Consider the following 23683-nt stretch of genomic DNA (forward strand, 5'->3'; position numbering starts at 1 on the left):
GCTAGCCGGCGTACTGGAAGTTGCCCGACTGCCCGTAGACAGCCAGCGAAAGGAGAACGACGACGAACGAGGCGCTGATCAGCGAGGTGCGCACCGCGCGGCCGACAGCCTCCCCGACACCGGCTGGGCCGCCGGAGGCGTTGAAGCCGTAGTAGGTGTGCACGAGCATGATGACGATCGCCATGGTGACGGCGATAAAGAATGACCAGACCAGATCACTGGGATTCAGGAAGGTGTTGAAGTAGTGGTCGTAGACACCGGTCGACTGGCCGTAGACCGCGGTGGTGCCGAATCGCGCGGCGACGAAGGAGCACAGCACCGCGACGCAGTACAGCGGGATCACCACCAGCACCCCGGCAATGACTCTGCTGGAGGCAAGATAGGCAAGGGATCGAATGCCCATCACTTCCAGTGCGTCGATCTCCTCGTTGATCCGCATCGCGCCTAGTTGCGCGGTCGCGCCGGCACCGATGGTGGCGGCCAAAGCGATGCCGGCCGTAAGGGGCGCGATCAATCGGACATTGAAGTACGCCGACGCGAAACCGGTCAGCGCTTCCACGCCCACGTCCGCGAAAGTGTTGTAGCCACGTACGGCGATCAGAACCCCGGTCGACATTGTCAGAAATCCAACGACAGCAATTGTGCCGCCGATGATCGCCAACGCACCTGTGCCCAAACTCATTTGAGCGATCAAGCGCACGACCTCAGTGCGGTACCGGGCGAACGCCACACCGATACCACTCATGGTGTCGACGTAGAACTGCGTCTGGTGGCCAACGCGGATCCATCCCGCCGCCCAGGTGTTCACCATGCGGCGAAGCCTGGCGTGGGGCTTGCTGGGCGCGCCGGCGGTCATAGGGTGGCCTTCACTCCGACAGCGCTGGCGATCACGTTGATGATGAACAGCGCGACAAAGGAATACACCACTGTTTCGTTGACGGCGTTGCCCACTCCGGCGGGCCCGCCTCCCACCGAAGTGCCCTTGTAGCAAGCGATCAAGCCGGCTGCCAATCCGAACAGGGCGGCTTTCAACAGTCCAATCACGACGTCGGCCAGGCCGGTAACCAATGTCAGGCTGGCCACGAAGGCGCCCGGAGTGATGTGCTGAACGAACACCGAGAAGAGGAAGGCACCGGCCAGGCCCACCATCACCACCAGTGCCGACATCAACAGTGCCACAACGGTGGCGGCCAGAACACGCGGGACTACCAACGCCTGAACGGGGTTGATCCCCATCACCCGCAGCGCGTCGAGCTCGTCGCGGATGGTGCGCGCGCCGAGATCGGCACACATTGCGGTGGCTCCGGCCCCGGCCACCACCAGGACCGTCACAATCGGCCCGATCGAGCTCACGATGCCGAATGCTGCTCCGGCGCCAGACAAATCGCCCGCCCCGAACTGGACGAACAGCACATTGAAGGTGAACACCAACAGAACCGCGTAGGGAATCGTCAGCATCAATGTCGGCACCAGCGAAACCCGCGCGACGAACCACGACTGCAGCAAGAACTCCCGCCAAGCGAACGGGGGCCGCGGTATCGCGATCAGCGTGTCCAAAGCCATGAAAAAAAAGCCGCCGACAGCGTTGACGGGCTTGGCCATCGGGTAGGACGAAATCCTGGCCAGTGCATGGCGCCGTACGGGTGCAGGAGTGGCGACGCTGTTCGGTGAAACGTCGTCGACGGGTGCGTTTGTCTGCGACACGACGCTTAGGTGGTTGCGAAGTGGGTTAGACGCGACACTGTGGCCGAGGCCCCTCCGCGCGGCACGGTGTGTTGCATGACATAAAACTAGCGAGTCGTCATCTAATTGTCTAGTAGTTAGCCGCAGCATCTCGTTTGGCGGGCGTCGTCTGTGATCTTCAGGCACATATCGTACGAATGATTTGCCGTCGATTAGCCCACTTTGGCCGATCGAATCAGCCGTCGTTGGGTGCGGTTGTGGTCCCTAGCGCATACTCGTCGGTTCATACGACAACATATCTGTCTATAGCTCGACTAATCGTCATACATATGATCGGTGTTTGCCGCTGATCGCGTGACACGTGCACCGCGCTTATCCGTCGCTCTATGCCGGGGGAGCTACTGGGTGCAGTACCAGCGAGCTAGCGTGCCGTCCATGTGGGATGGCGCTTGTCGACAAACGCACCCACACCCTCGCGCGCGTCTTGGGTGGCGAAGACTTCGTCCATCACATCGTCGCTGACGCACCAGGCGTTGGCTTCGTCTCTGAGCCCGAGCGCGGTGCGCCCAACTCTCAGCGAGGCCGCCACGGCCAGCGGCGCAGCCGCAGCGATCTGCTGCGCCAGCAAGAGTGTTGCGGGCATGACGTCATCGGGATCGACAACTTGGTTGATTAGTCCATACTGTAAGGCTTCTGCTGCGTCAATCGGCTTGCCAGTCAACAGCATTCGGAAGGCGATCTTGGGCGGCACGTCGACCGGCAGCCGGATCGCCCCGCCGCCGCCGGCCATCAGCCCCACGGTGACCTCAGGTAGGCCGAACATCGCTCGATTGGACGCGACGGCCATTTCACAGGCCAGCACCAACTCCAGTCCGCCGGCAAGCGCGTGCCCGTTGATCGCCGCGACGACAGGCTTGGTCCGTCGGTAACGGACAAAGCCGCCGAAACCGCCGCGATGCGCAGCGATCTTCGGGCCGTCACCGGCAGCGAAGGCGGTCAGATCGGCGCCGGCGCAAAAGGCCGGCCCGGTGCCGGTCAGTATCGCTACCCGTGCTTTGGTGTCGGCTTCGAACTGCTGCAGCGCCGCGTACATCGCGTCGCATACTTCGAGGTTTACGGCGTTGCGCTCAGCGGGCCGGTCCAAAGTGATGGTGGCGATCGCCGCGTCACGTTCGTAGCGCACGGGGGATGTCATGGAATGCTCCTGATCTCGAGGGAAGTGAGCGTTACGACGGTTCGTGAAATGCGGCGCCGACCGCCGCGCCGGGCCCGAATTGGGCATCGATCGCGTCGGCGACGTCGTCGGGGATCGCGATGGTGGTGGCGCCCAGGTTCTCGGTGAGATGGTCCAGACTGCGAGTGCCGGGTATCGGCACCGCACCACGGCGGATCAGCCACGCCAGTGCCAGCTGAGCGGTAGTGCAGCCCAACGACTTTGCGATGGGGGTTAAGGCGGCGTATCGCTGGGCGTTACGGCCAAGGTTGTTCGGGTTGAAGCGGTCGTTGCGGGAACGGAAGTCGTTTGTCGGCACCTCGGTGAGATGCCCGCCGAGAAATCCACTGTCGGTGAGGAATCCCGAGCCCAGCGGTCCCCACGCGACGATTCCAGCGCCGGTGTTGCGGCAAGCCCGGATCAGGTCGCGTTCGGCGGCGCGATGCCACAGTGAGTACTCGCACTGCAGGGCGGCGATCCTGTGTACCGAGTGGGCGCGGCGCAGCTGCTCTGCCGTGACATTGCTCAAGCCCAGGTGGCGCACTTTGCCGATCCTCACCTGTTCGGCCATCGCGCCGACTGTCTCCTCGATCGGCACCTCGGGGTCGGGAAAATGCAGGTACCACAGGTCGACGTGGTCCACGCCGAGTCTGCTCAGGCTGGCATCGATCGCAGCGGCCGCATGTGCCGGACTGGCATCCACGAACAACTTCATCCGGTAGCCGACGTCGACGCGTCGGCCCTGATCGGGTCCGACGTAGCCGAATTTGGTGGCGAGGGTTACCTCGTCACGTCGGCCAGCTACGGCGCGGGCGACCAACCGTTCGCCCTCGCCGCGGCCGTACGCGTCGGCCGTGTCGAGGAAGGTGGCGCCGCGGTCGATTGCCGCGCCGATCAACCTGAGCGCGTCGTCATCAGTGACGTCGCCGTAGACCCCGGGTGACAACCCCATCGTGCCAACGCCGATGGGTGAAACCTCCAGCCCGTCACCGAGTTGCACTGGTGTCGTTGTCGGCGCGACAGTTTCGCCCATACCGCCACTCATTGCACTTGCGTTCCTCTCGTCGGGAAATCGACACAGTCGCAAGTTGGCGACCGAACATCCAAATTTCGACGGAAATAGACCTCATGTTCCCTGGGGAACGAGACTGTCCAGCAGCGACGGTGGGCCCTGAATTGCGGTGCGCTGCATGTGGTGTAGCACCGCGCGAATGCCGCCGAGTTCCTCGCCGCCGCCAGCCCGGCCCGGGCCGCCGTGAACGGTGTGCGGGAGCGGCGATCCGTGGCCGGTGGATTCTGCGGCGTCGTCGCGGTTGAGGACCAGCAGCCGACCGTGCCACGGCGCCGCCCCGACCACCACGTCGCGCACAAAGCCGGGGTCGTGGCTGACCAGCGAGCCGGCCAGGCTGCCTGCACCGCGGGCGGCAAGTTCGATCGCATCCGAGGTCAACCCGTACGGGATGAGCGTGGTGACCGGGCCGAAGGCTTCGACCTCGTGCGGTGTGCGGGCATCAGGGTCGGCGCAGCGCAGCAACATCGGCGACAGAAACGCGCCGCGGTCGGCGTCGGCGTCGACCAGATCGACGCGGTCGGGGTCACCATAGACGAGCTCGCAGTCGCCGGCCAGCTTCGTCACCGCGCGGCGCACCTCGTCACGCTGCGCGAGGCTCACCAAAGCGCCCATGTCAACGTCGTCGCGGGCGGGGTTGCCGACACGGACGGCCGCAAGGCGCGCACACAGTGCCTCGGTGACGGGCTCGAACAGCCGCTGCGGCACCAGAGCGCGACGGATGGCGGTGCATTTCTGACCCGCTTTGACCGTCATCTCGGTGATGAGTTGTTCGACGTAAAGGTCGAACTCGGGAGTCCCAGGCACCGCGTCATGGCCCAGGATCGAGCAGTTCAGCGAGTCGGCTTCGGCGTTGAACCGCACGGCATTTCGCACCACCGCGGGGTGCGCGCGCAGTGTCGCGGCGGTGGCCGCCGAGCCAGTCACCGAGAGCAGGTCCTGGCCGGTGAGATGGTCGATGAGATTTCCAGGTGGTGCGCAGACGAGTTGCAGCGCCCCCTCGGGGAGTAGCCCCGCCTCGATGATTCGGCGTACCACCAGTTCGGTCAGGTAGGCCGTCTGCGCCGCCGGCTTGACAACGCTCGGCACGCCGGCCAGAAATGCCGGGGCGAACTTCTCCAGCATGCCCCATACCGGGAAGTTGAACGCGTTGATCTGCACGGCCGCCCCGGTCAGTGGGGTGTAGATGTGCTGCACCCCAAAGGTTTCCGACTTGCCGATCCATTCGATCTTTCCGTCGAGCAGCGGGCCGCATCTCGGCAGTTCCCGGGCACCCTTGCCGGCATAAACGAACAGCACCCCAATGCCGCCGTCGACGTCGACACCCGAATCACGTTTTGTCGCACCCGTTCTGGTGGACAGCGAGTAAAACTCCTCGCTGTAGCCGGTGAGATGTTTGCCGAGGCCTTTGAGGATCGCCGCCCGCTCGGCGAAGTCGAGCTTGCCCAGAGCGGGGGCACCGACATCTCGCGCGTAGGCGAGCACGTCCGCGAAATCCGGGGCCTCCGTGGCGATGCGGGCGATCTCGTCGCCGGTTGCGGCGTCGTGCAGGGCACGGCCGTCGTCGGCCGGGGTGTGCCAGCGACCGAGCAGGAAGCTTTGCAGTGGTGCGCTCATGGGACTCCTTGTCTTCGCGGGAGGTTGTCCTACAGGTTTCAACCGATTCGGCGTAGCTCGGCGCTGTGGCGTCGCGACAACTCGAGGTAGGTGTTGACTGCGTAGTCGAGCCAGCGCGAGTCCATTCCCAAGGGGCGCAGGCGCACCGGCACTCCGACTGCCAGTGCGCCGCTTGGCACTTCGAAACCTTCGGGCACCAGCGCCGCCGCGCCGACAACCCCTCCGGTGCGCACGATGGCGTGGTTGAGTGTGATCGACCCTGAGCCGATGAGGCAGCGCGACTCGACCGTGCAACCCTCCAGGTGGGTGTTGTGGCCGATCACGCAGTCGTCACCGATCGCGGTGGGCCGCTCGGGAATGGTGTGCAGCACGGTGCCGTCTTGAATCGACGTCCGCGCGCCAACGGTGATCTCGCCATGGTCGGCGCGTAGCACCGCCCCCGGCCAGACCGAGGCCTTCGATCCGAGGCGGACCCGCCCGATGACGACGCCCTCCGGGTGGACGAACGCATCGGGGGCGATGTCGGGCGCGTCTGCGCCGAGCGCATAGATGGCCATGTCCGTCTTCCGCTCACCAGGTGTAGAAGCCGCGCCCGGCCTTGCGGCCGAGGTCGCCCGCGGTGACTTTGTCGAGCAGGATCTGCGGCGGATCGAACCGGGGCCCGTAGGCCTTGGCGAGATTGGTGGCGATGTCGAGCCGCACATCGAGCCCGACGAGATCGGTCAGCCGAAGCGGTCCCATCGGATGCCGATAGCCCAGTTCCATTGCCCGGTCGATGTCTTCGGCGCTGGCCACACCGTCTTGCAACATGCGCATGGCCTCGAGTCCGATCGCCACCCCGAGGCGGCTCGTGGCAAACCCGGGTGCATCGGCTACCACGATCTGTTCTTTGCCGATGTGTGCTACCGCTTGCTGGGCGGCCAAAAGCGCAGCGTCGCTGGTGTGCTCGCCACGCACGATCTCGACCAGCGGCATCGACCAAACCGGGTTGAAGAAGTGCAGCCCAATGAACGCCTGCGGGGTGCTGAGGGCATCGGCCAGCGTGCCGATGGCGATGCCGCTTGTGTTGGTAGCCAGCAGCGCTGGTTGGTGCTTTTCAACTTCGGCGAGCACAGGACGTTTGAGGTCGGCGCGCTCGGGCACCGCCTCGACTGCGAGGTCCAGCGCGTCTGGCAGGTCGGCGATCGCGGCGACCCAGCGCAACCGGCTGCTCAACGCATCACGCGTGGCGGCGGAAAGTTTCCCCCGCTCATGCGCCGCGACGGCCTGGTCCTCGATCACCTGCTGCGCTAGTCGGCCGCGGTCCCGGTCAGGTTCGACGACGGTGACCTCGCTGCCGGCTGCCGCGAACACGTAGGCGATGCCGACACCCATCGTTCCGGCGCCGATGACGCCGACTGTGCCAACCATCAGGAGTTAGGTCCTTCCTTCTACCGGTGGCTCGGTCTAAATATCGAGTCCTGCAAACACTTTCGCTGCGTTGCTGCTAAAGACGCCTTCCAGCACCGACTTCGGCAGACCGAGCTGAGCCAGCGCGTCAGCGTTGTTTCTGATGCCGGGCACACCGGGCCAGTCGGTACCGAAGATCCACTTGCCCGCGAGGCGAACCAAATCGACGTTGGCGTAATACTGCGTGAGCTTTAGCGGCGGCAGCCCTGACAGGTCGAGCCACACGTTGGTTTTGGCCAGTGCGAGGAACGCCGCGGTCTCATACCACCAACCCCGGCCGCCGTGCGCGAAGACGAAGTTCACTTCCGGGAAGTCCTCGATGACGTCGAGCAGCAGTTGTGGGTCGCCGCAGCTGGAGCGCGATCCGGGGAAGCTGGACACGCCGGAGTGCACGATCACCGGTATCCCCCGCTCAGTGCAGATGTGATAGATCGGCCGCACGTCGGGGTGTGCCGGAGAGAACGCCCCGTGGACCGGATGCAGTTTGACTGCTACGGCGCCGAGTTCGAGTTGGCGCTCCAGTTCACCTGCGATTGGGTAGTGAAGATGCGGGTTGACGTTCGCCACCAGTCGGAAGCGCTCTGGGTTGTGGTCCCGAATCGCCAGCAGGTCATCGATGGCTTGGATGCCGGTTGCGCGCGGACTGTATTCACAGAAGAGCAGCGCCCGGTCAACGCCCTGGGATTCCAGCAGCGCATCGAAGCGAGCCGGTATGGGGTCTCCGTCGCTGTCGAACACATCGCGCCAGCCCGGCGCGCCGAATCGGTTCGCCCAGTCCAGCCACGCCGGCTTGACCGTCGAAAGCCGGGGGACGTGCATATGCGCGTCGACCAACGCCATACGCTCACGCTGGCTTGGCATAGCTCTGTACGAATTCGGTGTCCACGCCGATCGGCCCGGTGTTGGCCGAACCGCCTGGGGCGCCGAGGCTTTCCTCTCTACCTGGCAACGTCTCGGTGAAGAACCGCAATGCGTCGCCGATGAACTTCTGCTGTTCCTCGGGCACTCGCCGATCCTGTGTGATCGCCTGCACCGGGCATACAGGTTCGCAGTTGCCGCAGTCGATGCATTCGAGCGGATTGATGTAGAGCTTGCGCTCGCCTTCGTAGATGCAGTCGACGGGGCACTCCTCCATGCAAGAGCGGTCCGTCACGTCGATGCACGACTCGCCGATGACGTAGGGCATCGCCGGACTCCTTCCTGGTTCAGGCCGGTATCGCTGCCGGCACCGTGTCGGTGGAATGTCCTGGAAACACGGGTTGTTCGGGATCGGTGTAGTGCGCGGCGTTGTTGACGGCGGTGGCAGCCTCTCCGAAACCGACGGCGATCAGGCGCACCTTGCCGGGGTAATCGTTGATGTCGCCGGCCGCGAAGATGCCTGGAATGGTGGTCTGCATCGTTGAATCGACAACGATGTGGCGCCGGTTGCGAATCTCGATGCCCCACTCCAGCAGCGGCCCCAAGTTGGCCGTGAAGCCCAGGGCGGCGACGATGCGCTGGCAGCTCACGTCTCGCACTGTGCCGTCATCAGTGGCGATCTCGACACCGTCGATTGCTCCGTCGCCGTGGATCTTTCGGATCTCGGCGTTGGTGAGAACCTCTACGTCCGAGGCCGCTACCGCAGCCACCGTGGCCGGGTGCGCACGGAAGCTGTCTCGCCTGTGCACCAGGGTGATAGAGCGTGCGATCGGTCCCAGCGCCTGAGCCCAGTCGAAGGCGCTGTCGCCGCCGCCTGCAATCACCACATCGGTGTCGGCGTAGTCATCGAGGCGGCGCACGAAGTAGGCCAACCCGTCGCCATCGAATGTCTGCGCTGCGGGCAGCGGGCGCGGTGTGAAGTTCCCGATGCCGCCGGTGATGATGATCGAGCGGGCGTGCACCGTCACTCCCGCCGAGCTGGTGACCGTGAATGTGTCTGGTCCGTCGCCGTTGTCGTTGCGCTGCAGGTGCTGTGCGTGCTGCCCGAGTAGATACACGGGTTCGTAGGGCGCCGCCTGGTCGAGGAGTCGCTCGACGAGTTCGCGTCCACGGATGGCGGGGAAGCCAGCAATGTCAAGGATGTGCTTCTCGGGATACATCGCGCTGATCTGGCCTCCCGGTTCAGGCAGGGAGTCCATCACCGCAACCGACATGGCACGAAAGCCCGCATAGTAGGCGGCGAACAGACCAGCGGGCCCGGCGCCGATGATCAATGCATCGACATTGACCGCGGAAGGAGTTGCTGCGGTGGACATTCCACTCTCCTGCTCTACGGGTTGACAAGAATTGATTGGTGGTGCTGCCGGTGTGCGCACAAGTCGCACACCGGCAGCCGCGTTCTCGAGGTCTCAGGCCAGGTGAACGTAGTCGTAGTCGAACGGCTTACCGTTGATTCCCTGCACGGGCGGGGCCACCCAGCTCGCGATCTTGCCGGGTTCATAGACCGGCTGCATCAGCGATCGCACGAACGTCAGGTCCTCATCGGTGGGCAGCCAGCTGCTTTCGGCCTGCTTCCACGTGTCCGCGTCCAGGAGGGTTCCCGTCGGGCTGATGTGGTAATCGGCGTAGACGCCAACCTCCCGATTGAAACCAACATGGGGAAGCCGGAATACGAAATCGACGCCGTTGTCAGCCAGGACCTTGTTCCACCGTTTGACCCCGCTTTGGCAGTCGCTGATGTACTCGCCGCGCAGATCGAGGTTCAGCGCCAGCAGCGCGGACAGTTCGTCCTTGCGCCATGTGCCGTCGGCGTTGGGGGTGTCCAAGAATGCACTGTCGTTGACCAGCTGATGGTCGTCGCTGCGGCGCTCCTCTTGCCAGCGGCCCTTCAGGCCGGCGGTGAAGTAATTCGCGGCGTTGGTGGAGGTTTCGCTGCCGAACAGGTCCAGTGACACGCTGTAGTGGAAGTTGATGTACTTCTGGATGATCTCCAGCGGGATGCCGCCGCGAGCCGCGATGTCTAGAGTGTCGTGCTCGCAGATCAGCTCGGCGCTGCGCATCACGACGCGATCGACGCCGGTGGTGCCCACGAACATGTGGTGGGCTTCTTCTTTCAGCATGAACTCGCAGGTGCGCGACAGCGGGTCGAATGCACTTTCCTTCAGCGTGCCCAGCTGGTATTTGCCGTCGCGGTCGGTGAAGTACGTGAACATGTAGAACGCCAACCAGTCGGCGGTCTTCTCGTTGAACGCACCGAGGATGCGTGGCGAGTCCGGGCTGCCCGAGTTGCGGTAGAGCAGCGCCTCTGCCTCCTCACGGCCCTCCTTGCCGAAGTAGGCGTGCAGCAGATACACCATCGCCCACAGGTGCCGGCCCTCTTCGACGTTGACCTGAAACAGGTTTCGCAGGTCATACAGCGACGGTGCGGTCAGCCCGAGCAGCCGCTGCTGTTCCACGGAGGCGGGTTCGGTGTCGCCCTGCACAACGATCAAGCGCTGTAGGTCGGCCCGGTGCTCACCGGGCACCTGCTGCCATACGGGCTGTCCCTTGTTCTCGCCGAACGCGATGCGCCGATCCGGCTTGGGCTCAGCCAGGAAGATGCCCCAGCGGTAGTCGGGGACGTTGACGTGGTCGAAGTGTGCCCACCCTTCGCGCCCGACGGCGACAGCGGTGCGCAAGTACACGCCGTGGGTTTCCAGGGTGGGGCCCATTTCGCCCCACCAGTTGAGGAACTTGGGCTGCCAACCCTCCAATGCTCGTTGCAGCCGGCGATCCGAGGACAGGTCTACGTTGTTGGGGATCTTGTCTTCGTAGTTGATCGATGTCGTCATGGTGGCTAGACCCGCTTCCTGTCGAAAGTTGCCGATTTACCTGTGCCGTATCGCCTCAAGGCGCCCTCCGGCCCAGATGCATTGGGGCGAATGAAGATCCAGTTCTGCCAGGCCGAAAGGCGGCCGAAGATCTTTGTCTCGAGCGTTTCGGGTCCGACGAAGCGGTGGTTGGCCTCCATGCCGGTGCAGGCATCCGGCGAGAGTGCCGCGCGACCCTCGATGACGAGACGGATTTCGTCTTCCCAGTCGATGTCGTCCGGTGCATCCGTCACCAGCCCAAGCTCGTTGGCCTCCGAGGGAGTCAACGAGTTTCCGATCTCCTTGTCGCGCAACCAATTGACATGGTCATCGTGGCCGTAGAACCTCGACTCGAGGCGCGTCAGGCCGTTGCCCATCGGGAACGCGCCGAAGTTGGCGGCCGTTAGGCGCATGCTGGCCCGCTCATCACTGTCCTCATCCTCCGGCGGAGGACCATCGAGGATGTATTGACGGTCGCAGGCAAGCGCAAGCTCGACCAGCATCCCGGAAAAGCAGCTACCGGGCAGGATTTCGGCGATCAGGGTTCGGCTGGTGACGTCAAAGCGCTTGAGAACCCGTTTGTAGTAGAGCAGGACCTCATTGGCCAGCCAGTCCTGATCAGCGTTATCCAGCAGCAACCGCTCGTAGCCGTCGACGACGTCGGCCTGTCCCGCTGTACGCACGATCCAGGTGCCGATCGTGGTCTCGTTGGTACGCAGGCGAAGGATCAGATCGTCGAGCTCGCGGGTGACCGCCAGCGGCCAGAAGGCGCTCCCCTGTGTGGCGGCGGCGGCCATGTCGGCCGGCGCGGCAGCTTGCGGCGTGCGCACGGTGATCGTGACTGCGCCATTAGAGCGGTCGAATTCGGCCGTGACGTAGTCATAGACAATGCTGTCGGAGCCGATGACGTGGTTCAGCTGTGTCAGCTCGACGCCACTGACACCCGACGGGCGGTGCGATCGGGCGGCGAATTCAGCGGCACGCTCGCGCACCGCTTGCTCGAACTGACGTGGCGCAGCCAGCTCGTCGACCAGTCCCCACTGCACCGCAGTCTTGCCGCGCACACCGTCGGAGCGCGTTGCGAACACATCGGCGCGGTCTTTGCGCACGTGCCGCTTATCGACCACTCGGGTCAGTCCGCCGGTGCCCGGTAACACGCCCAGCAGTGGAACCTCGGGCAGTGAGACCGCCGAGGAGTTGTCGTCGATGAGCACAATGTGGTCGCAGGCCAGTGCCAGCTCGTATCCGCCGCCTGCGCAGGCGCCGTTGACCGCGGCCAGATAGGTTTGGCCGGAATGCGCTGTGGCGTCTTCAATTCCGTTGCGGGTTTCATTGGTGAACTTGCAGAAGTTCACCTTCCATTCGTGCGGCGAGGCGGCCAGCATGCGGATGTTGGCGCCGGCGCAAAACACCTTCTCCTTGCCGCTGGTCACGATGACCGTCTTGACCTCGGGGTGCTCGAACCGCAACCGCTGCGTCGCGTCGTACAGCTCGATGTCCACGCCCAGGTCATAGGAGTTCAGCTTCAGTTCGTAGCCCGGGACAAGACCGCCGTCTTCGTCGACGTCGAGAACCAGCCATGCCACCTCGCCGTCGAGGCGCAGCTTCCAGTGCCGGTAGCGGTCGGGATGGGTGTCGAACGACACCTCACGTGACCGGCCGGCGACGCCGACGGGCGGTGCGGCGACCTCCTGCGCTTCATCGGTGGCGACGGCCATGACTGCTCCTCCCAGAGATCGAACTTCCGTTGCCGATCAATATACGACAGTACAACGTCGATCCGCAATAGTTTTGTAGATTGTTGTGCTTGGATGGCACCGTTCACGTCCCGTCGGCTACCCCATATGGACGTCCTTTAGGCCCATTTACCCGGTCTTTCCTCTTTAGGCAGCGACATGTCGGAGGGGTGGCCATCGCGTCATCGAGATACGTTACTGCGGCCTTCCTACAAAGTCCTGTAGAAAAAGCTTTCCGAATTCTCTTCCAACGGGGCTGTGGCCTCGGTACGTTGCTCGCTGTCGCGTCACCGCTTGCAAAGGAGCCATCGATGTCTTCGTCTGTTCGCCCCGGCTTCGGGTCCGGCATGGCACTCCTCGGTGCCAGCGCGCTTGTCGCCTCCTCGGTGGCGTGCCTTGGCCGATTACCGGCCGAACGCGCGCTCATTCACGAGATCCATGCCATGCCAACGGCTTTAGCCGTTGCGCTACAGACTGGCCCGGAGTCGACGGGGCGTGTCTGGGATAACCCACAAGGTGGGCTGTTGTTCTGGCGGCAACCGGTCGAGTCAGCATCCGCCATTTCAGGCGGAATACCTAATGGGCCGGCCCCCACACCGACCGGGTTCGCCGCCGCACAACCGGCCGTTAGCGGGCCTGTGGCGGCGCCGTCTGCGATGACAACTGCCGAGGCCACAGTCCCTTCCCTCCTGGGTCAGGCGATTTCGAACACCGTGGAGTACCTCGTCGCAACGCCCGCGCGGCTGCTCAATGTGCTGCAAGCCGGGTTGGAGGACCCGAGCAAGATTCCGGGTCTGCTCAGCTACCTGGTGTACATCGTCGTCAATCCCAACGAGAACCCCGTCCCTGGCGTCCCAACATCATTGGTTGCAGGCATCGTCGGACCAGTTTTCACTGCCCTCACGAAGCTCTTCCCCGCGCCACTGGGTGGCGACTCCGGGATCATCTTCACCGGCGCGACCGCAGCTGGTAATGCCGTCACCAGTCTTCTGAAGTTCTTGCCGCCGCCGATTGTCCCGAAGTCGACCCCATTGACAAGCACAACAGATCAATCGACTGCGACCACGGAACCGTCTGTCGAGCTCGACCCCGGCCCCGGGCTGCCCCCGAGCGCCAAAGTCGGAACCAATTCACTTGGGACGCTTCATACGTCAGCGAGTGCACCGAAAAGTGGTACGGACCAGACGAACTCATCAGAGGGTGCGGGCCAGCAGTCGACAGGGCAGACATCCTTAGCCGCCGCGGAGGTTGCGGTGCTACCCGCGAAGCCCACTGAGCAAGACCGGCCACGGGAGTCGGCAGTCGACCGGATTACGAGCAACGCCGCGCTCCCGTCCGCCCCCACTGAACCGGGGACACCTCCCGCCGCGGAAATGTCGAGCACCGTAGTCAAAAAGCACGAAACGGACGGCGGTGGAAGCCCCACACACCACGGTGCAACTCCGGGCGCAGACACGCAGTCCACTTCCGACCAGCACGATGCCGCGGCGTCATCACACTGACTCGAGGGAGCGAGAAATCCGGTCGGCAAGGGCTCTTCGGTGGAGGAACACTGTGGCGCGACTGCTCGTACTCAACCACGAACCGCGTCGATCCACTCCTCGAGTAGGTGAAGGTCGATATCGCGGGGCAATTTCGTCTCAGTGACGGCGACGCCGTCTGCGCGGCACGGCGCGGTCAGGGGGATCTGCGACACCGGGGCCAACGCCAGCCGCGAATCAGTTGAGACGGCTACCGCTTGGTGAAATCGGGCGATGTTGGCAAGAGCTGATAGAGGCTCAGGATTTTCGGAGTTTGGTTCAAGAACATAGATAACGTCGGCGCCTGCGGCGAGGAATTCTTTGGTTACTTCCGTCAACGTCGCCGCGCCGCCCGAGAATGACGTCGCCGAGGGCAGGCAGGCCAGGAGCGCGACCCGCTCGCCCATTGAGGACCGGAGCCGGCGCGTTGCTTCCAGTGCAACTTGGAGGTGCTCGCAGGACTGCAGATTCAATCCGGGCTCGGTAAGCGCTTCAGGAATCGTGACCTGAACACCGTCAGGTGACACAGCATCGACCAGGTCGCGTAAGCCGTTCGCTAATTGGGTGGGATCGAATATGAAGTCCTCCCAGTCCCGTTCGTTGATACGTGCGGCGAATTGGCCGGCGAGAGGAATGGCGATTCCGCGTCCGTCGCTGCGGCCTTGAGCGAGTGCTTTCACCCGTGCCCGTGGCGGCAGGCCAGTGTCCATGTCGTCTCCAATCGTGCCGCATCTCCGAACTTCGCCACGTGACTGCCTACGGGCGCATCAGTGGTTCGAGCACCGCTCCATCGGGCCAGGACCCGAACCGGGCCAGGATCTCTTCGTCGGGCTTTCGTTGCGACCACTGCGCAACGAACTCGTCATAGGGCCTGCCGCGACGCAGCCGCGCAGCGATCAGCTGCTCACGCTGCCGCGCGGTGGCCTCGGTGTCGAGCTGGCCGTGACCATCGAGCACCACGCCGTACACGTCGCGCGCGGCCTGCTCGGACACCAGGTTCTTGGTGACGTCGACTACCACCGCATTAGGGTCACGATCCATCGGGTCGCCGTAACCTGTTCCGCCAGTGGACAATCCGATGATGACGGTCTCGCCGTTGGCGACTGGGTGAATCGCGCTGCCATAGTTGCCCGCCCGGGGGCGACCGCCGAACGATCCGTTCAGCAAGCCGTCGAGGGTCAGCTCCCCCGCCTGCGCACTGGCCAGGGCCTCGGTGACATTGACGTCCTCGAGCACAATGCCTGGGACCGTGGGTTGTGAATAGCCGCCGAACAGCGGCTGCGGCGTCTGCACCCGCGAATTGTCGGCGATGGCCATGGCGAACAGCATCGGCACGTGATGGCCGACCCATAACTGGGCGGTGCCCACACCGCCGCGGTACTTGCCTGCACCGCCGGAATCACGCCAATGCGACGAGAGCGGAATGAGCATCGGAAATTCGTTTTCCATGCTCTCCACGTCGGGCGCCCGCCCGAATGCACACCAGGGGAACCCGTAGGCATCCATGCCGTCGGAGGTGGCGCGTGCGCCCTGACCCTCGGTGTTTATCGGATAGGCGATCATGTCGGCGAAGTTGGCGCCCCACTGGCTGATGCCGGCCAGCACAGTCGCGTTGCCACCGTTGCCCTGGCTGGCGGCCACCTGTGTCCAATCCTCCGAACCGTACCGAGCCCTGCTGACGCAGTTAGCGATCGCGCTCATTGCGCCGGTGGCAGCCATCACCGCGTTGGAAGTCGCCGCGCGCGCATCCGGGGACAGCATCGAATTGGGCGGGAAGAGGAAGTCGATCGGCGCGAACGTCGCCGAACTGATCGGGAGGTCGTGGAAGACGTACTCATAGATGTAGTTGGCCAGATGTCCGATCACCGCTTGCGGATGGGCGTTGTAGCTCGACGGGTTCTCCGGACTGGTTCCGGTGAAGTCGAGGGTGATGGAGTCGCCCTTCTTGGTGAACGTCATCGAACAGTTACGCATCAGCCCGGACTCGAGGCCCGCGGCATCGGAGAACGTCACGCACCGGTAGGTGCCGTCTGCCCAGCCCGCGATACGCGCCCGAGCTCCGGCCTCTGCCTCGTCGAGCATCCGGCGGAACAGGCCGGTGACGAAATCCTTGCCCTCGCGGTCGAACATCTCCAGCAGTCGGACCCGTACCCGGTCGGCGGTGGTGGCCCTGGCGCGCATGTCCACGGTGACATTGGCCTCCGCGCGAATCCCGAACGCGGCGAACATTTCCAGTACGTCCTCGCTGATCTGGAAGTTCTGACCTACCCGCATCGGCGGCAGGTTCATCCCCTCCTCGAACCTCGACGTAGCCGACAGTGGCATCCCCCCAGGCTCGATCGCCCCGGTTTCGGTGGTGTGCGACAGTGCCGCCGTCCATGCCACCAGCTCGCCCTCAAAGAACACCGGCATGATCGCGACCTGGTCGGGGTTGTGGATTCCGCCGTAAAGGGCGTCGTTGGTGTACCAGATGTCTCCGTCGTTGATCCCGGGGTTGGCCGAGTGCCGGGCCAGGATGTACTTGATGACGATGGGCGGGATGACGGCGTGCAGATAGGTGCCGGCGGAGGCGTTGACGAGATCCCCCTGCGCGTTGAACATCGCCACGATCGAGTCGCCGGCCACGCCCATCGACGAACGGGAGGACCGCATGAATACCTCGTAGCCCTCGTCGAGAATATCGGCGGTGCGCTGCACCGCGATCTCATAGCCACCGGGGGCCAGATTCTGGGCGCAACGCCGCTCGTACTCGCTGGCCGGCGTCACCTTCAATGCCGCCAACTTTTCTTCCAGTGATGGGTAACTCATTGCGTCAGCTCCATTTCCGTCCGTTCGGTGACGAGCTCGCCGCTTTGATGGCCAATGTCCTCCAGCAGTCCCAGGCCATGCTCGTCGATGCGCAGTTGATCTCCAGGCGGAACCACGACGGTGGAGAACTCCATCTCCACGATCGCCGGCCCGGCCACGATGTTTCCGGGCTGCAGACCGTCGAACGAGAACACATCGGTGTCGACAGACTTCTCGGTCTGCGGCCAGTAGGCGACCCGGCTGCCCGTGCGGGCCGCCGAGGGGTCGGGCGGCGCCAGCGCATAGACGGGCAAATCCATTTTCTCGGTGATGACGGTGGCCTTGAGCACGATTCCGTCGATGTACACCCCGCCTGGTTTGTTGACCACGAACGGCGAGAAGGTCTCGGCGAACTCCTTTTCGAACGCGTCATAGACTTCCTGAGCATCGCCGTCGCTGTCGATCGTGATCTTCGGTGAAGCAACGCGTTTCACCTGAACCAGACCGCCGTACAGCATGTCGAGTTCGACGCTGAAAATGATCTCCCGCTCGGCGAGCCCCTCGGCCTCGAGATCTCGTTGGGCCTTGTCCAGCAACGCATTCACTCGGGTGTTGAACGCATCTCGGTCCAGCACGATTTCCTGGGTGACCGGCGCCATGAACTGCATGCGTCCGCTCTCTTCGTAAACGTGCATGATGTCCATCACCGAGCTGCCCAGCGCCGAGAACACCGGTGCCTGCGGGAAGATCACCGCCTGAGGCACCTCGGCTCGAAAGCCCGCCACATGGGTCGGCCCGCCACCGCCGAAGGCGAACAACGCGAAGTCCTCGGGGTGATAGCCGCGCAGATGCACCTCCCGCTTGATCGCCGATGCCATGTTCTCCTCGACGATGCGGCGGATCAGCGCAGCCGCCTGCTCCACCGAAACACCCAGTGGTTCAGCGATTTTCAACCGGATTGCCTCCACGGCTTTGTCCCTGTTGAGCGGCATCTTCCCGCCGAAATAGCTATCCGGTGCGATGTAGCCCAAAACGACGTCGGCGTCGGTGACGGTGGGCTCGGTGCCACCCAGGTCGTAGCAGACCGGCCCCGGATATGAACCGGCGCTGCGTGGCCCGACCTCGAGCCGGCCGCCGAGCAGCTCGTTGATCCAGGCGATCGAGCCACCACCGGCGCCCATCGTGGTGGTCTGCAGCATGGAGATGCCCACCATCCAGCGGTCGATGATCGGCCGGAACTCATAAGAACGCACCGACGCATCGACCACCATGCCTGTGTCGAAACTGGTACCGCCGACGTCGGCGGCGATCACGTTGCGGTAACCCAGCGCCTTGCCGATGTGGAAGCAGCCCATCAATCCCGACACAGGGCCACCGTTGAACGTGCGACTGGCGGTGGTCTTGAAGATCTCCGCGCTGCCACCAGTGTTGTGGGTGAGCAGGAACGTGCCGCGGTAGCCGTGGTTGCGCAGCTGATCCCACGTCGTCTCCAGCTCGAATTTGATGCTGGTCTGCAAGTAGGCGTCCAGAACGGCCGTCATGGTCCGCTCGTACTCGCCGACCTTGCCGACCACCTCATGAGAGAGGACCACTGGCAGATAGCCGACGTGGTAGCCCTTGTACTCCTCGCGAATGATCTTGCGCACCAACCGTTCATGCACCGGATTCTGAAACGACCACAGCAGCGACACGGCGATGGCGCGAGCCCCGTTGTCGACGAGATGGCGGAGTTTCGTGCGTACATCGTCCTCATCGAGTGGGCGGATGACGGCACCGGCGGAATCGATGCGTTCACGCACGCCGACGATCATGTCGCGCTCGATCAGCGGTGTGGGCTTGTGCTGCACGGCGAGATTGCGGCGCTCACCGATGCGCGTCCCGTCGGTCCACTGCGCGCCGCGGCCGATGAGGATCGCGTCTTCATGGCCCTCGGTCGCGATCAGGCCCAGCCGGGGGCCTTTGCGCTCGATGAGTCGGTTCATCGCCACCGTCGTCGAGTAGCGCACGATATCGACTTGGGGCAGAACCTCATCCAACGGCAGCCCAAGCTGCTGGGCGCCGGCCTGAAGTACATCGAGGAATCCGACTGACAGGTCGTACGGTGTCGTCGGTGACTTGGCGACCACGCGCCTGTCGTCCCATGTCAGGACGAGGTCGGTGAACGTGCCACCGACGTCGATGTCGATCGCCTTCACCGCGCCACCTGCAGCTTTCCTTCGTCGTTGATGTGTGCCTCACCAGATGCCAGCCGTTGCTTGAGGGAGTCGACATCCAGTTCGGTGTCTCGGGTCAGGGGGTGCCCGGGCGGTAGGTACTCAGACTCGACTTGTCGTCCGCAACTGGGGCAATAGAATTCGATGATCCGAATCCAGTCGCCGTCCGGGGCGAACGTGTACTCGCCGTCAAGGCGTTTGGGGTGAATCTCGGCGGGATCTCGTTCGGCGACCAGCAGTCCGCGCTTGTAGTCGCCGCGGGCATCACCGAGATCGTGGCCACAGTCATGACACCGCCACCGTTCCGTGTCCAGGTCGACGTCGAGGTATTCCGCGAAGCGCAGCAACGCCATGTCAGAGCGCCTTTCTGGTCAGCAGTGCATCACCGTGTTGATCGGAGGCCAGTGTCCAGCCATCGGTCACCAGCCAGGTGTAGGAATCACCGTCCACGAGCAGCGGACCCTGCATCTCGCGGTTGACCGCATCGTCACCGCTGTGAACGGGCAGCTGACCGTCGGCGCCGTACATCGACGCTCGTCTCGGCGGTGCTGAGGTGTGCGTATTTTCTTGCAGCACGGGAGCTTTGAGTCGGGGCAGGGGGAAGCTGGCCGACAGCCGCACCAGTGTCGCGGTTCCGGCGAGCTTGTCGGCGAGCTTCGTTGGATGCTCGGAGACGTCGCGGACCGACGCCGAGCCCGAGCGCAGCTCCCACGACAGAGTAGCCAAATCGGGATCGAATCCCTCACCACGCAGATCGCGGCGGGCTTGAGCGGCCAGCTCATCGGAGATGGTGCCGATCACATCGTCGTCGACGACCGCGGACTCGTAGACGTGGACCACATCCGAGATCGCCGACCCGAAGGCCGAATAGACGTTTCCGTAGCGGAAGAATCGAGCCGTGCGCGCCCCCAGTCGCTCGGCGACCGATGTCACGAACAGCGGTCCGTTGCCGCCGTACGCGTAGATCGTGGCCTCGGCGGGATCCCAGCCTGCCTCTTGTGCCGTCTCGCGAGCCAACTGTGCGACCGCATCCCAAGCCGCGTCGATGACCGCGGCGGCCGCGGCCTCTGCGTCTAGTCCCAGCGGATCGCCAATATGCTTGGCCAGCGCCGCCCGCGCTCGCTCAACATCTAGCGTGCGTCGCCCGCCCAGAAACGCTGTGGGGGAGACGAAGCCGGCGACCACGAATGCGTCGGTGAGGGTGGCTTTGCGGCCGCCGAGTCCGTAACAGGCCGGACCAGGGGCTGCTCCCATGCTCTCCGGGCCAAGTGTGACCGTGCCGTCGGTGACTGCGGCGACGCTGCCGCCGCCAAGGGCGATCGAGCGCAGCAACGGCAGGTCGAGCTTGAGCGGTATGTCGAACAGGTCACCGGAGGCCTCGGACACCACGGCGCCCTCGAACACGGCGCTGGCCTTGGCCGTGGTGCCGCCGACGTCGATGGCGATCACCTTCTTGTCGGCGTGTTTGCCGGCGGCCTGCGCGCACGCGTAAGTGCCGAAGAGCGGGCCGGACTCGATGGTGTCGAACGCCTTGGTCTTGCCGATGCGCGCCACGCCACCGTTGATGTGACCGATCAGCACATTTCCTGTCCAGCCATGCTGGTCGCGCACCTGCTCCTCGGCGCGGTAGAGCGTGGTCGCCAGCGACGGATGCACATAGGCGTTGATCAGCGATGCGATCGTGCGAGTGCTAGCGTCGGGCCGCAGCACCACCTCGCTGCCGCCGAGGGCCGGAATGGAACCCAAGAAGTGGTCGGGGTAGTCCGACGCGATCATGTCGATAAGCTCGAGCTCTGCAGCGTTGTCGGGGAAGGCATCGCGCAGACTGACGTTGATCCGACGAATCCCCCTGTCTAGCAAGGCCTTAATCGCTTTGCGAACATCGCTCTCGCTGGCGTTGACGTCGATGCCCGTGATGTCTTCGGCGGCGATGAGCGTGCCGAGGACGGTGGCCGCGGCGGAAGCGTCGTAGAGATCATGCTCATGTCCAGCAGACACCAGCAGCCCCAGCTTCGGCCCGCTGCGCTGTGCGAGCACGTTGGACGTGATGGTCGACGACCACCGGATGACGGTGACGTCTTGCAGAAACGAACGCAGGTCCTGGTAGTCCAGTGCGGCGCGCGCGGACTCCAGGATGTCGATGAACGCGACGGTCATGTCGTGCGGGGTGGTCTCGACCTTGAGTGAAAGCACCCGATCGTTGCCGCTGACCAGGCCGTCGGTCATGGTGCCGCCGGTGTCGATGTCGACGTTGTACATCGGTGTTGGCTCCCCTATCAGCAATGAACCAACACCGCAGCGGGTTGGCCCTCGTCACCATCTGTGTCGTGATGTGAGCCTGCCCACCGCGGCGGGCGGGTTCAATGGGAGGGGGCCGATCAGGCGCTGACGGTCGATATCTGTGCGCTCAGAGTGGAATCGGGACTCGTGCGCGCCCTGCCTCAGTTGCGCTGATTGCGGAATTCGCTTGGTGTGCAACCGAATTCAGCGCGAAAGAGGCGGGCGAACACCGTCGCATTCGGGATGCCGTGCGACGCCGCGACTTGGGCGAGTGTGTGCTGCCGGCGGCGGGGGTCGTGCAGGTCGCGACGGATTGCATGTAGTCGGATGTCGCGCAGCGCATCCATCACGGTGGTGCCGGTGCCTTCGAATGCCGCGTGCAGCCGACGCACCGACACGCACGCCGCCGCCGCGATCCTCATCGGGTCGAGCTGCGGGTCGCGGTGGTGGGTATCCATGAACGCCAGCGACGCCTCGCGCAGCAGGGCGTTGGGATCGTCACACCGGTGACTGTGTCCCAGCACGCTGCCGATCATCGTTTGCAGCAGGTCGGCCACGGTGCCGCCGACCGCGGCCGCCGCTGCGGCGTCGTCGAATTCAGGCGCGCGGGCGGCGAGATCGCGCAGGAAGTGGGACACGAGCGCCGGCAGCCCCGATGAGCTGTCCAGCCTGCGCGCGGTGATGGTGGCCAGCTCGACATCGGACTTGCCGACGGTGTCCTTGGACACCAGGAAGACCTGCCAGTCGAAGCGCTCCTCCATGATCAGTGTGAACGGGCGCGCGCTGTCGTAGATGACCATGTCGCCACCGGAAAGGACGGCCTCGCGCCCGTCCTGCACCAGAATCGAGGTGCCGCGCATCGGCATGCCGAGCTGGACGGTATGAGGGTCGCCGCGCTTGACGTCCGCCTCCGAGCGCATATACACGTGATCGCCGCCGATGACGTTGCGCATGCCGACGTCGCCGAATCGGGCGCACCGCATCACCGCGCGCGGGTGAGCGTCGTGGCGCGGATCGATGGCGACCGGGAAGATCTCGCGACAGACCGTGTCCCGCCAGAACTCCAAACGCTCGCGGTCAGGCTTGGATCGTGTGTCGAAGAGATCGCCCATGGTCCTTTGCCATCCTTGTCCGATGCCGCACCGTATCAGCGGCGGCCCCTAATCGGTCACCTTGATGACGAGCGCGGAACCGACGTCGCCGGCGGCGCATCCGGTGAACAGTCCGACGCCGCCGCCGCGCTGCCGCAGCGCAGCGATCAATTCGACGACCGACCGCATGCCGGTCGGCGCCTGCGGATGACCGAACACCAGACTGCAGCCGAAGGTGTTCATCCGGTCCACCGGGAAGCCGGTCTGCGTCGAGAAGTAGAGGTCGTTGACCGCGAACGGGTTGTGAGTGGTCACCAAATCGACGTCAGAAATCGACAAACCCGCCGCCGCGAGAGCCCGATGAGCCGCTGGGACGGGCGCTTTCGGCATCCGCGCCGCCTCAACCCGCGCCTCTCCGAAACCGAGCAACTCGACGATGCCTTCGCCCCGGGAGAGCTCCCGCGCCCGAGCCGCATCGGCGACGATGGCGCCGGCGGTGCCGTCAGCGGGGTGGGTCTGGGTTCCGTAGCTGTGCAGGCCGTCCGGTGTGGCCGGGCGCAACTGTCCCAATGTCTCGCGGGTGGAAAGCTGCACTCCCTCGTCTTCGGTAAGTTTGATCGTCGAGCGGCGACGCTCGATCACAACCGGAACCAGGTGAGTGAAATCGGCAGGGCGATCGGCATACTGAGTGTGCCGAAGGGCCGTGAGGTCGTCGAGGGCGGCGCGCTCGATGCCTTCCTCGCGCGCGACCGCTTCGGCGGTGGCGAGCATCGACTGGCCGGTTCCGGGGTCGCGGGCGAACGAGTCCAGCACCCAGTGTTCGGTGCCCGGAGCGCCGCCAGTGGCACCTGGCTGCGGGTAGACGAGAAGAGGACCGTTGCTCGTGCGGTCGGTTAGCACCACCAACGTGGTTGTCGTATCACCAGATTCGACCTGTCGAGCCGCGGTGCGCAACGCCAACGCTGAGGTGGCGCACGCCTGGCTGACCATCGGGCCCGCGATGCCGGATGCCCCGATCGCGGTAGCCAGGCTCGGGGCACCGTAGAAGATGTCAGGTTGCGGGACGGTCCAACCCAGCACCAGGGAATCGAGCACCGCCGGATCCAGTCCCCGCCCGTCGAGGGCCGCACTCGTGACGGCGGCGGCGACTTCGAGACTGCTCACCTCGGCCAAGGTGCCGCCCCACTTCGCGAACGGTGACGTCCATGCTGCCCCAAGGGGGATTGCTGCGCCCATCGAGAACTCGCTCCCTTAATCT

Annotated in this window: 20 protein-coding genes; 1 reads left to right on the forward strand and 19 read right to left on the reverse strand. The window is 64.4% G+C overall.

The features are described from left to right. Position 1: 1 nt before the first annotated feature. The 12 genes from J3E61_RS33905 to J3E61_RS33960 form a co-directional block, all read right to left on the reverse strand. Positions 2-856: an ABC transporter permease gene (locus tag J3E61_RS33905; protein ID WP_210087021.1), complete on the reverse strand. Its 855-nt coding sequence runs from the start codon at positions 854-856 to the stop codon at positions 2-4. After that, positions 853-1602 carry an ABC transporter permease gene (locus J3E61_RS33910; RefSeq protein WP_210087067.1) on the reverse strand — a complete coding sequence of 250 codons (750 nt, stop codon included), beginning with the start codon at positions 1600-1602 and terminating at the stop codon, positions 853-855. The genes J3E61_RS33905 and J3E61_RS33910 overlap by 4 nt, the downstream gene beginning before the upstream one ends. Positions 1603-2104: 502 nt before the next feature. Next, a complete protein-coding gene (locus J3E61_RS33915) occupies positions 2105-2878 on the reverse strand; it encodes an enoyl-CoA hydratase/isomerase family protein (RefSeq protein ID WP_210087022.1) in 774 nt (257 codons plus the stop codon). Positions 2879-2909: 31 nt separating this feature from the next. Further along, positions 2910-3929 (reverse strand): aldo/keto reductase, encoded by a 1020-nt coding sequence (locus tag J3E61_RS33920; RefSeq protein ID WP_210087023.1) that lies wholly within the window; start codon positions 3927-3929, stop codon positions 2910-2912. A gap of 93 nt (positions 3930-4022) precedes the next feature. Continuing rightward, entirely contained in the window at positions 4023-5582 is a 1560-nt protein-coding gene (gene paaZ / locus J3E61_RS33925; protein ID WP_210087024.1) for a phenylacetic acid degradation bifunctional protein PaaZ, read from the reverse strand. Positions 5583-5620: 38 nt separating this feature from the next. Then, entirely contained in the window at positions 5621-6139 is a 519-nt protein-coding gene (locus J3E61_RS33930) for a gamma carbonic anhydrase family protein (RefSeq protein ID WP_210087025.1), read from the reverse strand. Between the two features lie 13 nt (positions 6140-6152). After that, the gene (locus tag J3E61_RS33935) at positions 6153-6992 is read right to left on the reverse strand and encodes a 3-hydroxyacyl-CoA dehydrogenase family protein (RefSeq protein WP_210087026.1); all 840 of its coding nucleotides are present in this window, start codon (positions 6990-6992) and stop codon (positions 6153-6155) included. Positions 6993-7028: 36 nt separating this feature from the next. Next, entirely contained in the window at positions 7029-7871 is an 843-nt protein-coding gene (locus J3E61_RS33940; protein WP_210087027.1) for an amidohydrolase, read from the reverse strand. Positions 7872-7875: 4 nt separating this feature from the next. Next, positions 7876-8217, reverse strand: coding sequence for a ferredoxin family protein (locus J3E61_RS33945; protein ID WP_210087028.1), 342 nt, complete (start codon positions 8215-8217; stop codon positions 7876-7878). A gap of 19 nt (positions 8218-8236) precedes the next feature. Continuing rightward, complete coding sequence (locus J3E61_RS33950) at positions 8237-9265, reverse strand: NAD(P)/FAD-dependent oxidoreductase (protein WP_210087029.1); 1029 nt, start codon at positions 9263-9265, stop codon at positions 8237-8239. Positions 9266-9358: 93 nt separating this feature from the next. Further along, a complete protein-coding gene (boxB, locus tag J3E61_RS33955) occupies positions 9359-10780 on the reverse strand; it encodes a benzoyl-CoA 2,3-epoxidase subunit BoxB (protein WP_210087030.1) in 1422 nt (473 codons plus the stop codon). A gap of 5 nt (positions 10781-10785) precedes the next feature. Continuing rightward, positions 10786-12516 carry a benzoyl-CoA-dihydrodiol lyase gene (locus tag J3E61_RS33960; protein ID WP_210087031.1) on the reverse strand — a complete coding sequence of 577 codons (1731 nt, stop codon included), beginning with the start codon at positions 12514-12516 and terminating at the stop codon, positions 10786-10788. A gap of 329 nt (positions 12517-12845) precedes the next feature. Between J3E61_RS33960 and J3E61_RS33965 the strand changes: the two genes are divergently transcribed. Continuing rightward, a complete protein-coding gene (locus J3E61_RS33965) occupies positions 12846-14036 on the forward strand; it encodes a hypothetical protein (RefSeq protein ID WP_210087032.1) in 1191 nt (396 codons plus the stop codon). A 71-nt stretch (positions 14037-14107) separates the two neighbouring features. Here J3E61_RS33965 and J3E61_RS33970 read toward each other — a convergent pair whose 3' ends face one another. The 7 genes from J3E61_RS33970 to J3E61_RS34000 form a co-directional block, all read right to left on the reverse strand. Then, positions 14108-14764, reverse strand: a complete 657-nt coding sequence (locus J3E61_RS33970; protein WP_210087033.1) for a hypothetical protein — start codon at positions 14762-14764, stop codon at positions 14108-14110. A gap of 46 nt (positions 14765-14810) precedes the next feature. Further along, entirely contained in the window at positions 14811-16862 is a 2052-nt protein-coding gene (locus J3E61_RS33975; protein WP_210087034.1) for a hydantoinase B/oxoprolinase family protein, read from the reverse strand. Continuing rightward, positions 16859-19036, reverse strand: coding sequence for a hydantoinase/oxoprolinase family protein (locus J3E61_RS33980; RefSeq protein ID WP_210087035.1), 2178 nt, complete (start codon positions 19034-19036; stop codon positions 16859-16861). The genes J3E61_RS33975 and J3E61_RS33980 overlap by 4 nt, the downstream gene beginning before the upstream one ends. Then, positions 19033-19407 (reverse strand): acetone carboxylase subunit gamma, encoded by a 375-nt coding sequence (locus J3E61_RS33985; protein WP_210087036.1) that lies wholly within the window; start codon positions 19405-19407, stop codon positions 19033-19035. The genes J3E61_RS33980 and J3E61_RS33985 overlap by 4 nt, the downstream gene beginning before the upstream one ends. A 1-nt stretch (position 19408) precedes the next feature. After that, complete coding sequence (locus tag J3E61_RS33990) at positions 19409-21313, reverse strand: hydantoinase/oxoprolinase family protein (protein WP_210087037.1); 1905 nt, start codon at positions 21311-21313, stop codon at positions 19409-19411. Between the two features lie 182 nt (positions 21314-21495). Continuing rightward, entirely contained in the window at positions 21496-22446 is a 951-nt protein-coding gene (locus J3E61_RS33995) for a helix-turn-helix domain-containing protein (RefSeq protein ID WP_210087038.1), read from the reverse strand. Between the two features lie 48 nt (positions 22447-22494). Further along, entirely contained in the window at positions 22495-23661 is a 1167-nt protein-coding gene (locus J3E61_RS34000) for a thiolase family protein (RefSeq protein WP_210087039.1), read from the reverse strand. Between the last annotated feature and the right edge of the window lie 22 nt (positions 23662-23683).

This window comes from Mycobacterium sp. OAE908 (assembly GCF_017872775.1).
Taxonomy (GTDB): Bacteria; Actinomycetota; Actinomycetes; order Mycobacteriales; family Mycobacteriaceae; genus Mycobacterium.

Excerpts from the sequence above, each read along its gene's own strand:
- J3E61_RS33905 (WP_210087021.1), bottom strand. The coding sequence starts at position 856 with ATGACCGCCGGCGCGCCCAGCAAGCCCCACGCCAGGCTTCGCCGCATG.
- J3E61_RS33910 (WP_210087067.1), bottom strand. The coding sequence starts at position 1,602 with ATGGCCAAGCCCGTCAACGCTGTCGGCGGCTTTTTTTTCATGGCTTTG.
- J3E61_RS33915 (WP_210087022.1), bottom strand. The coding sequence starts at position 2,878 with ATGACATCCCCCGTGCGCTACGAACGTGACGCGGCGATCGCCACCATC.
- J3E61_RS33920 (WP_210087023.1), bottom strand. The coding sequence starts at position 3,929 with ATGGGCGAAACTGTCGCGCCGACAACGACACCAGTGCAACTCGGTGAC.
- paaZ (WP_210087024.1), bottom strand. The coding sequence starts at position 5,582 with ATGAGCGCACCACTGCAAAGCTTCCTGCTCGGTCGCTGGCACACCCCG.
- J3E61_RS33930 (WP_210087025.1), bottom strand. The coding sequence starts at position 6,139 with ATGGCCATCTATGCGCTCGGCGCAGACGCGCCCGACATCGCCCCCGAT.
- J3E61_RS33935 (WP_210087026.1), bottom strand. The coding sequence starts at position 6,992 with ATGGTTGGCACAGTCGGCGTCATCGGCGCCGGAACGATGGGTGTCGGC.
- J3E61_RS33940 (WP_210087027.1), bottom strand. The coding sequence starts at position 7,871 with ATGGCGTTGGTCGACGCGCATATGCACGTCCCCCGGCTTTCGACGGTC.
- J3E61_RS33945 (WP_210087028.1), bottom strand. The coding sequence starts at position 8,217 with ATGCCCTACGTCATCGGCGAGTCGTGCATCGACGTGACGGACCGCTCT.
- J3E61_RS33950 (WP_210087029.1), bottom strand. The coding sequence starts at position 9,265 with ATGTCCACCGCAGCAACTCCTTCCGCGGTCAATGTCGATGCATTGATC.
- boxB (WP_210087030.1), bottom strand. The coding sequence starts at position 10,780 with ATGACGACATCGATCAACTACGAAGACAAGATCCCCAACAACGTAGAC.
- J3E61_RS33960 (WP_210087031.1), bottom strand. The coding sequence starts at position 12,516 with ATGGCCGTCGCCACCGATGAAGCGCAGGAGGTCGCCGCACCGCCCGTC.
- J3E61_RS33965 (WP_210087032.1), top strand. The coding sequence starts at position 12,846 with ATGTCTTCGTCTGTTCGCCCCGGCTTCGGGTCCGGCATGGCACTCCTC.
- J3E61_RS33970 (WP_210087033.1), bottom strand. The coding sequence starts at position 14,764 with ATGGACACTGGCCTGCCGCCACGGGCACGGGTGAAAGCACTCGCTCAA.
- J3E61_RS33975 (WP_210087034.1), bottom strand. The coding sequence starts at position 16,862 with ATGAGTTACCCATCACTGGAAGAAAAGTTGGCGGCATTGAAGGTGACG.
- J3E61_RS33985 (WP_210087036.1), bottom strand. The coding sequence starts at position 19,407 with ATGGCGTTGCTGCGCTTCGCGGAATACCTCGACGTCGACCTGGACACG.
- J3E61_RS33990 (WP_210087037.1), bottom strand. The coding sequence starts at position 21,313 with ATGTACAACGTCGACATCGACACCGGCGGCACCATGACCGACGGCCTG.
- J3E61_RS33995 (WP_210087038.1), bottom strand. The coding sequence starts at position 22,446 with ATGGGCGATCTCTTCGACACACGATCCAAGCCTGACCGCGAGCGTTTG.
- J3E61_RS34000 (WP_210087039.1), bottom strand. The coding sequence starts at position 23,661 with ATGGGCGCAGCAATCCCCCTTGGGGCAGCATGGACGTCACCGTTCGCG.